Origin of the sequence: Vibrio sp. OPT46 (genome assembly GCF_015163535.1) — a bacterium.
Taxonomy (GTDB): Bacteria; Pseudomonadota; Gammaproteobacteria; order Enterobacterales; family Vibrionaceae; genus Vibrio; species Vibrio alginolyticus.
This window is the reverse complement of sequence record NZ_JADDYG010000205.1, coordinates 1-206: the sequence shown is the minus strand read 5'-3', so window position 1 is coordinate 206 and position 206 is coordinate 1. Positions and strand designations below refer to the sequence as shown.

The following is a 206-nucleotide window of genomic DNA, read 5'->3' as shown; positions in this document are numbered from 1 at the left end:
CCGATAGTGAACCAGTACCGTGAGGGAAAGGCGAAAAGAACCCCTGTGAGGGGAGTGAAATAGAACCTGAAACCGTGTACGTACAAGCAGTAGGAGCAGGCTTTGTCCTGTGACTGCGTACCTTTTGTATAATGGGTCAGCGACTTATATTCAGTGGCAAGGTTAACCATCTAGGGGAGCCGTAGGGAAACCGAGTCTTAACTGGG

General features: G+C 50.0%; 1 rRNA gene. It reads left to right on the top strand.

The features are described from left to right. A 23S ribosomal RNA gene (locus IQR33_RS09040) occupies positions 1 to 206 on the top strand; the annotation flags it as partial.